Origin of the sequence: Burkholderia sp. Bp8998 (genome assembly GCF_003854235.1) — a bacterium.
In the GTDB taxonomy this organism is placed as follows: domain Bacteria; phylum Pseudomonadota; class Gammaproteobacteria; order Burkholderiales; family Burkholderiaceae; genus Burkholderia.
In genome coordinates, this window is record NZ_QTQF01000004.1 from 251,954 (window position 1) to 258,963 (window position 7,010).

Below are 7,010 nucleotides of genomic sequence, written 5' to 3' on the forward strand. Positions count from 1 at the left end.
CGGCATCGGGCCCCGTGCGACGGCCCGTCGCGGCCGCTGGCCGCCGCGCGGTGCGGACCTGCTGCACCGAGATGGTGCGCGGCGCGCCGTCGTGGCGATCGCGGCGGCGCGCGCCGTGCGTCACGCGCGTTCGGATGGATCGGTCTTGTGCTGCGCGCGGCCGCGGATCTCGGGCGCGAGCTGCGCGAAGATCCACGCGGAAGCGGCCGTGATGATCCCGACGCAGATGAAGGTCGCATGGAACGCCGGCAGCGTGTTGCTCGGCGTCACCGTGCGCAGCATCCCGGTGAAGGTGGCCAGCAGCGCGCCCGCGACCGTGACGCCGAGGCTCATCGACAGCATCTGCACGAGCGAGAACAGGCTGTTGCCGCTGCTCGCGCCGCCGGTGCCGAGATCCTTCAGCGTCAGCGTGTTCATCGCGGTGAACTGCATCGAGTTGAATCCGCCGAACAGCGCGAGATGGACGACCTTCACCCACACGGGCACCGTGTCGCGCATCAGCGCGAAGCTCGCCATCATCACGCCGACCATGATCGTGTTCGCGAGCAGCACCTTGCGGTAGCCGTGCTGCGTGATCAGGCGCGTGATGATCCGTTTCGAGAACATCCCGGCCGCCGCGACCGGCAGCATCATCAGCCCGGCCTCGAACGCCGAATAGCCGAGGCTCACCTGCAGCAGCAGCGGGATCAGGTACGGCATCGCGCCGCTGCCGATCCGCGCGAACAGGTTGCCGAGCAGGCCGACGCTGAACGTATGGATCTTGAACAGTTCGAGCGAGAAGATCGGCTGCGGCGCGCGTACCGCGTACAGGCCATAGGCGACGAAGCACGCGAGGCTCAGGATCAGCAGCACCAGCACGGCCGCGTGCTGCATCCCGAGATCGGCGAGGCCGTCGAGCGACAGCGAGATCGCGACCATCCCGATGGTCAGCAGCAGATAGCCCTTCAGGTCGAAGCGGCCGACGGCCGGGTTGCGCGAGTCGGGCATCGAGTAGAAGGTCGCGACGCAGCCGGCGACGCCGACCGGCACGTTGATCAGGAAGATCCAGTGCCACGATGCGATCTTCACGAGCCAGCCGCCGAGCGTCGGCCCGATCAGCGGACCGATCAGCCCGGGAATCGCGACGAACGACAGCGCGGGCAGGTAGCGTTCGGCCGGGAACGTGCGCAGCACGGCGAGCCGCCCGACCGGCAACAGCATCGCGCCGCCCACCCCCTGCACGACGCGGAACACGACGAGCTGCGACAGCGTATGCGCGTTCGCGCACAGCAGCGAACCGAGCGAGAACACCAGGATCGCGCTGAAGAACACGCGCCGCGTGCCGAACGTGTCCGCGAGCCAGCCCGAGACCGGAATCATCACCGCCATCGTCAGCGAATACGCGATCACGACCGATTGCATCCGGAGCGGCGATTCGCCGAGACTCACCGCCATCGACGGCAGCGCCGTGTTGACGATCGTCGCATCGAGCGTCTGCATGAAGAAGCCCGTCGCAACGAGCCAGAGCATCACGGTGAGGTTCTTTTCGCCGGGAGCGGCGGCGGGCGGGAGTTGGAACATGGGGACGGACCGGTGGCGCGGGACAGCCGCCATTGTAGGCAAAGCCGCCGTGCCATGCAGAATTGGTCCGGGTGCGCCGGACGCCCGTCCGCCGGCGGACCGGTACAGTTCAGTCGAAAGTGTCTGCAGGCGTATCTGTCCGCGTGTTGCCGCTGTCCGAAATACTGGTGTCATCGAACCCATGCGACCCGGAGGCGGCCATGCGCGAACTGCGACTCTACGAGATGGACGGCAACGAACCGGCCGGACGGTGGCGGATCGTCGATCGTACCGCGCTGCACGTCGCGGACGGCGATCTGTGGGTGACGATCGAGGGCCGGCTCGACGATCACTGGCTGCGCGCCGGCGAGACGCTGGCGCTGCTGCCCGCCATGCGCGTGTGGATCAGCGCGGCGGCGGGCGGCGCGGTATTCGCGTTCGGCCCGCAGACGGCGCCGGCCGTGCAGGCTGCGCCGATCGCGTGGCGGCGGCTCGCTGCCTGGCGCGGCGGCCGCGCTCAGGCAGCCGCGTCGCTGCCGACGTAGCGCGCGCGGGGCCGGATCAGCTTGCCGTTAGCAACCTGTTCGAGCGCGTGCGCGATCCAGCCTGCGGTGCGGCCGGCCGCGAACAGCGTGAACGCGGCGCCGTCTGGCAGCGCGAGCGTGCGCTCCAGCACCGCGAGCGCGAAATCGATCGCCGGCCGCAGGCCGGTCGCCGCCTCGACGCGCGCGGCGAGCGCACGGGCCACGCGCAGCGGCGCCCGGTCGGAGAGCGTCGCGTGCAGTGCGTCGAGCAATGCGCGTGCGCGCGGATCGCCGTCGGGATAGAGCGGGTGCGCGAAACCGGACAGCGCCGTGCGCGCGCCGTCCGACCGTTCGTCGTGCGCGACGCGCAGCGCGAGGTAGCGGTCGAGGTCGGCGGCACGCGCCGCTTCGTCGAGCAGGGCGCCCGCGCGGAACGTCTCGCCGCCGTGGCGCGGGCCCGACAGCGCCGCGAGCCCGCCTGCGATCGCACCGAACAGGTGGGTGCCGGTCGATGCGATGCAGCGCACCGCGAAGGTCGACGGGTTCAGTTCATGATCGGCGCACAGCACGAGTGCGCGGCGCAGCAGGTCGGCTTCGTCGGGCCGCCGGATGCGCCAGGCGGCCGCGAGTTGCCGGTGCACGGGCGCGTCGTCCGGCGCGATGCCGGCCAGCGCGGCCGTCGTCACGCGCAGCAGCAACGTGGCCGCGTCGAGCTGCGCGTCGCGCCCCTGCGCCCACAGGCGCGGCAGCGACGCGGCCGCGGCAGGAAGCAGCACCAGCGTGCGCTCGAGCGGCGCGAGATGTGCCCAGCGGCGAGCCCAGTCGTCCCACTGCGCGGCGTCGAACCCGGTCGATGCAAGCGATCCCGCGGCGAGCCGCGCGGGCGGACAATCCCACAGCCGTGCGGCCGTTTCCTCGAGCGTCGCGTCGTTCGCGAGTGCGATCGCATCGGCACCGCGGTAGTGCAGGCGGCCGTCGGCGATCTGCGTGATCCGCGATTCGAGTACGGGCACGCCCCAGTCGAGCGAGCGTTCGACGACGCCGCCCGCGCGTTTTGCATCGGCGCGGCGGCGCGCGAGCAAGCGCACCTCGTCCGCGTCGTAGCGGCGGCGCTTGCTCGCGCCGTCGGGCAGCGAGCGCAGCAGGCCGCGGCTCACATACGCATAAAGGGTGCTCACGCTGACACCGAGGATGCCGGCGGCTTCCGGCGCGCTGAGGGACGTCATCCCGATCGCTCCTGTCGGGACGCATGAAGCGCGGCCCGGCTACAACTATTCGTTATGCATTGATTCGCGCAATCAAGATTGATCGCGCCTGGCGCGAATTCTAGACTCGAATCGGTCTCCCCAACGACTCGCTTCCACCATGACACCCGAACTCGCATTGACCCGTTTGTGGCAACTCGCGCACGGCGAGCCCGGCGCACTGGCTCGCGCGGCCGTGACGGGGCAGGACCCGACGCTGCCGTCGACGTTCCACGTCGGCACGCTCGCCGCGGCGACGATCGCGGCAGCCGGGCTCGCGGCGGCCGAATGCCACAGGCTGCGCACGGGCATCGTGCAGCGCGTCGACGTGTCGATGCGAGACGCGCTCGTCGCGTTTCGCAGCGAACGCTATCTGCGCGTGGACGACGGGCCGCCGCCCGAGCTGCGTCATCCGGTGACGGGCTTCTACGACACGCGTGACGGACGCTGGATCCAGCTGCACGCGAACTTTCCGCATCACCTGCACGGGATTCTCGACGTGCTCGGCTGCGGCCCGCGGCGCGACGACGTTGCCGCGGCAATCCGCGCGTGGGACGGCGCGGCACTCGACACCGCGCTGGCCGAGGCCGGTTTGTGCGCGGCATTGATCAGAACCCCTGACGAATGGGCCGCGCACGACCAGGCACGCGCGCTCGCGTCGCTGCCGTTGTTCGAGATCGAGCGGATCGGCGACGCGCCCGTCGAGGCGATCGGACGCCGCGAGCCCGACCAGCCGCTCGCGGGCGTGCGCGTACTCGATCTCACTCGCATCATCGCGGGGCCGGTCGCGGGCCGCACGCTGGCATCGCACGGTGCCCAGACGCTGCTCGTCAACGGCCCGCACCTGCCGAACATCGCGTCGCTCGTGATCGACAACGGGCGCGGCAAGCGCTCGACGTGGATCGACTTGCGCGAGGCGGCCGGTGTCGCCACGCTGCGCGCGCTCGCCCGCGACGCCGACGTATTCCTGCAGGCTTATCGTCCCGGCGCCCTCGCGGCGCGCGGCTTCTCGCCGCAGGCGCTGGCGGAGATGCGGCCCGGCATCGTCTGCGTGTCGGTGTCCGCATACGGGCATGCGGGGCCGTGGTCGATGCGGCGCGGCTTCGACAGCCTCGTGCAGTCGGCGAGCGGCATCGCCTGGCACGAGCAGCGCGCCGCGCACGCGGACGGCCCGCGCCATCTGCCGTGCCAGGCGCTCGATCATGCGACGGGTTACCTCGCGTCGTTCGGCGCGATGATCGCGCTGGCGCGCCGTGCGACGGAAGGGGGGAGCTGGCACGTGCGGCTGTCGCTCGCGCAGACGGGGCGCTGGCTGCAATCGTTCGGCGTGGTGCCGGACGGCCTGCATGCACCGGATTTCGCGTTCGACGACGTGCGCGACCGGATCGACCGGTGCGCGTCGCCGTTCGGCACGATCGATGCCGTGCGTCCCGCCGAGTGCCTGTCGGCGACGCCGCCGCGATTCACGCGGCCGCCCGTGCCGCTCGGCACGGACGAGGCGCGCTGGCAGTGAGCGCCGGCGGCGCCGTGCGCGTTACTTGCGCAGCTCGACGACGAAGTCGTAGTAGTCGTTGCGGCAGTAGGTATCGGTGAGTTCGATCGCGCGCTGGTCGGCCGTATAGCCGATCCGCGTGATCAGCAGCAGCGCGTCGTGCGGCGCGATGCCCATCTGCTGCGCGATCTCGTCGGTCGCGTTGACCGCGCGGAAATGCTGCAGCGCGCGCACGATCGGCGTGCCGCGTGCTTCGAGATAGCTGTACAGCGAACCGCCGATCGCCTGCGGATCGGGGATCAGCGTGGCGGGGAACGTCGAATTCTCGACGGCCATCACGATGCCGTCGGCGAGGCGGAGGCGTTTCAGGCGTGTCACCGATGCGGCTGGCGACAGGCCGAGCTGGATCACTTCGTCGCGGTTCGCCGGCTGGATTTCACGCTCGAGCCATTGCGAGCTCGGCTTGAAGCCGCGGCGCTCGAGCATCTCGCTGAAGCTCGACAGCCGCGACAGCGGATCCTCGTAGCGCGGCTGGATGAAGTTGCCGGCGCCCTGCGTGCGGCGGATCAAGCCCTGCTCGACGAGCAGGGCGATCGCCTTGCGCGCGGTGATGCGCGACACGCCGAGTGCTTCGGACAGCACGCGTTCGGACGGCAGAGCCTCGCCGGCCGCCCAGCGATTCTCGTGGATCGCGTCGCCGAGCTTGCGGGCGAGTTGCAGGTAGAGCGGCGTGTCGTTGTCGGGGTCGGGGCGCAAGTCCTGCCAGCGGTCGTCCGTGGGTGCCTTCATGGAATGGGTATCGATCAGGTTGCCGGCCATTCTAAGTCATCATGCGGCGCCGTTATAGCCGGTTTTTGCCGTGTGACAGGCGGGCAGGGCGCCGATTGACTACACTGGCCGATGCTTCGGCCGCGGTGTGCGGCCACCTTTCCGCAGCGAGGAGTGCATGACAGATACGATTGCCACGGTCGTCCTGCCTGACGGCGAGACGATCCCGAAGCTTGGCCTGGGTACCTGGGAAATGGGCGAGCGGCCCGCGCGGCGCGCGGACGAGATCAGCGCATTGCGCGAGGGGATCGATCTCGGGATGACGCTGGTCGATACCGCCGAGATGTACGGCGACGGCGCGACCGAGGCACTCGTCGGCGACGCGCTGGCCGGACTGCGCGACGACGTGTTCCTGGTCAGCAAGGTGTACCCGCATCATGCGAGCCGGCGCGGCGTCGTCGCCGCGTGCGACGCGAGCCTCAAGCGCCTGCGCACCGATCGCCTCGACTTGTACCTGCTGCACTGGCGCGGCTCGGTGCCGCTCGCGGAGACGGTCGAAGGCTTCGAGGCACTGCGGCGTGCGGGCAAGATCCGCCACTGGGGCGTCAGCAATTTCGACACGGCCGACATGGCCGAACTTGTCGACGAGGCGGGCGGTGGTGCGTGCGCGACCAACCAGATCCTCTACAACATCGCGCGGCGCGGCCCGGAGTTCGACCTGCTGCCGTGGCTCGCCAACCACCGGATGCCGGCGATGGCCTACAGCCCGGTCGATCACGGGCGGTTGCCGAAGCGCTCGCCGCTCGACGAGATCGCGCGGCAGCGCGGGGTGTCGGTGATGCGCATAGCGCTCGCCTGGGTGCTCGCGCAGCCGGGCGTGTTCGCGATTCCGAAGGCATCGCGGATCGAGCATGTCCGCGACAATCGCGCGGCGCTCGCTCTCGTGTTGAGCGATGACGAGCGCGCGCAACTTGACGGCTACTTCCGTCCGCCGCGCAGCAAGCGCGCGCTCGAAATGCTCTGACACACCGGGTCAGGCGACGCTTCGGTCAGTGGCCATGGCCACCGGCAGATCCGCCGTTGCCGCCGGCACTCCCATTGCCATTCCCGTTGCCGACACCGTTGGCGCCACCGTTGCCGGCGCCGCCACTGCCGTTGCCACTACCGTCGCCGCCGCCATTGCCGTGGCCACCGGTTCCATGACCGCCGGCACTGCCGCCGCCGCTACCGCCGCTACCGCCGCTACCGCCACTACCGCCACTACCGCCACTGCCGCCGGTTCCGTGGCCGCCGCTGCCGCCACCGCCACCGCCACCGCCACCGCCACCGCCACCGCCACCGCTGCCACCGCTGCCACCGTTGCCACCGTTGCCACCGTTGCCACTGCCGCCACCGCCATGACCGCCGTCGCCGCCGCCATGACCGCCGCCGGAGCCGGAGCCA

At 70.5% G+C, this 7,010-nt stretch carries 7 protein-coding genes; 4 read left to right on the top strand and 3 right to left on the bottom strand.

What is annotated here, in order from left to right; all coding sequences use genetic code 11:
* Positions 1-120 precede the first annotated feature (120 nt).
* Positions 121-1,560 (bottom strand): multidrug transporter subunit MdtD, encoded by a 1,440-nt coding sequence (gene mdtD, locus DIE06_RS07520; RefSeq protein ID WP_124660849.1) that lies wholly within the window; start codon positions 1,558-1,560, stop codon positions 121-123.
* A 200-nt stretch (positions 1,561-1,760) separates the two neighbouring features.
* On the opposite strand from mdtD, the gene DIE06_RS07530 reads away from it, so the two are divergent.
* Positions 1,761-2,084 (top strand): DUF2917 domain-containing protein, encoded by a 324-nt coding sequence (locus DIE06_RS07530; RefSeq protein ID WP_124660850.1) that lies wholly within the window; start codon positions 1,761-1,763, stop codon positions 2,082-2,084.
* On the opposite strand, the gene DIE06_RS07535 is transcribed toward DIE06_RS07530, so the two are convergent.
* Positions 2,057-3,289 carry a citrate/2-methylcitrate synthase gene (locus DIE06_RS07535; protein ID WP_124660851.1) on the bottom strand — a complete coding sequence of 411 codons (1,233 nt, stop codon included), beginning with the start codon at positions 3,287-3,289 and terminating at the stop codon, positions 2,057-2,059. The two genes, DIE06_RS07530 and DIE06_RS07535, sit on opposite strands and share 28 nt — an antisense overlap.
* Positions 3,290-3,428: 139 nt before the next feature.
* Here DIE06_RS07535 and DIE06_RS07540 point away from each other — a divergent pair, with 139 nt between their 5' ends.
* Positions 3,429-4,820 carry a CoA transferase gene (locus tag DIE06_RS07540; protein ID WP_124660852.1) on the top strand — a complete coding sequence of 464 codons (1,392 nt, stop codon included), beginning with the start codon at positions 3,429-3,431 and terminating at the stop codon, positions 4,818-4,820.
* Between the two features lie 21 nt (positions 4,821-4,841).
* Here the strand turns inward: DIE06_RS07540 and DIE06_RS07545 are convergent, their stop codons facing one another.
* Complete coding sequence (locus DIE06_RS07545; protein WP_124660853.1) at positions 4,842-5,588, bottom strand: GntR family transcriptional regulator; 747 nt, start codon at positions 5,586-5,588, stop codon at positions 4,842-4,844.
* A gap of 157 nt (positions 5,589-5,745) precedes the next feature.
* Here DIE06_RS07545 and DIE06_RS07550 point away from each other — a divergent pair, with 157 nt between their 5' ends.
* On the top strand, positions 5,746-6,591 hold the full coding sequence (locus DIE06_RS07550) for an aldo/keto reductase (RefSeq protein WP_124660854.1): 846 nt from the start codon (positions 5,746-5,748) through the stop codon (positions 6,589-6,591).
* Positions 6,592-6,625: 34 nt separating this feature from the next.
* Positions 6,626-7,010, top strand: a 385-nt coding sequence (locus DIE06_RS38195; RefSeq protein WP_185733364.1) for a hypothetical protein, incomplete at its 3' end; no start/stop codon positions are given.

Coding starts and splice junctions, on each gene's coding strand:
- DIE06_RS07540 (WP_124660852.1), top strand. CDS start 3,429: ATGACACCCGAACTCGCATTGACCCGTTTGTGGCAACTCGCGCACGGC.
- DIE06_RS07535 (WP_124660851.1), bottom strand. CDS start 3,289: ATGACGTCCCTCAGCGCGCCGGAAGCCGCCGGCATCCTCGGTGTCAGC.
- DIE06_RS07530 (WP_124660850.1), top strand. CDS start 1,761: ATGCGCGAACTGCGACTCTACGAGATGGACGGCAACGAACCGGCCGGA.
- DIE06_RS07550 (WP_124660854.1), top strand. CDS start 5,746: ATGACAGATACGATTGCCACGGTCGTCCTGCCTGACGGCGAGACGATC.
- DIE06_RS07545 (WP_124660853.1), bottom strand. CDS start 5,588: ATGAAGGCACCCACGGACGACCGCTGGCAGGACTTGCGCCCCGACCCC.
- mdtD (WP_124660849.1), bottom strand. CDS start 1,560: ATGTTCCAACTCCCGCCCGCCGCCGCTCCCGGCGAAAAGAACCTCACC.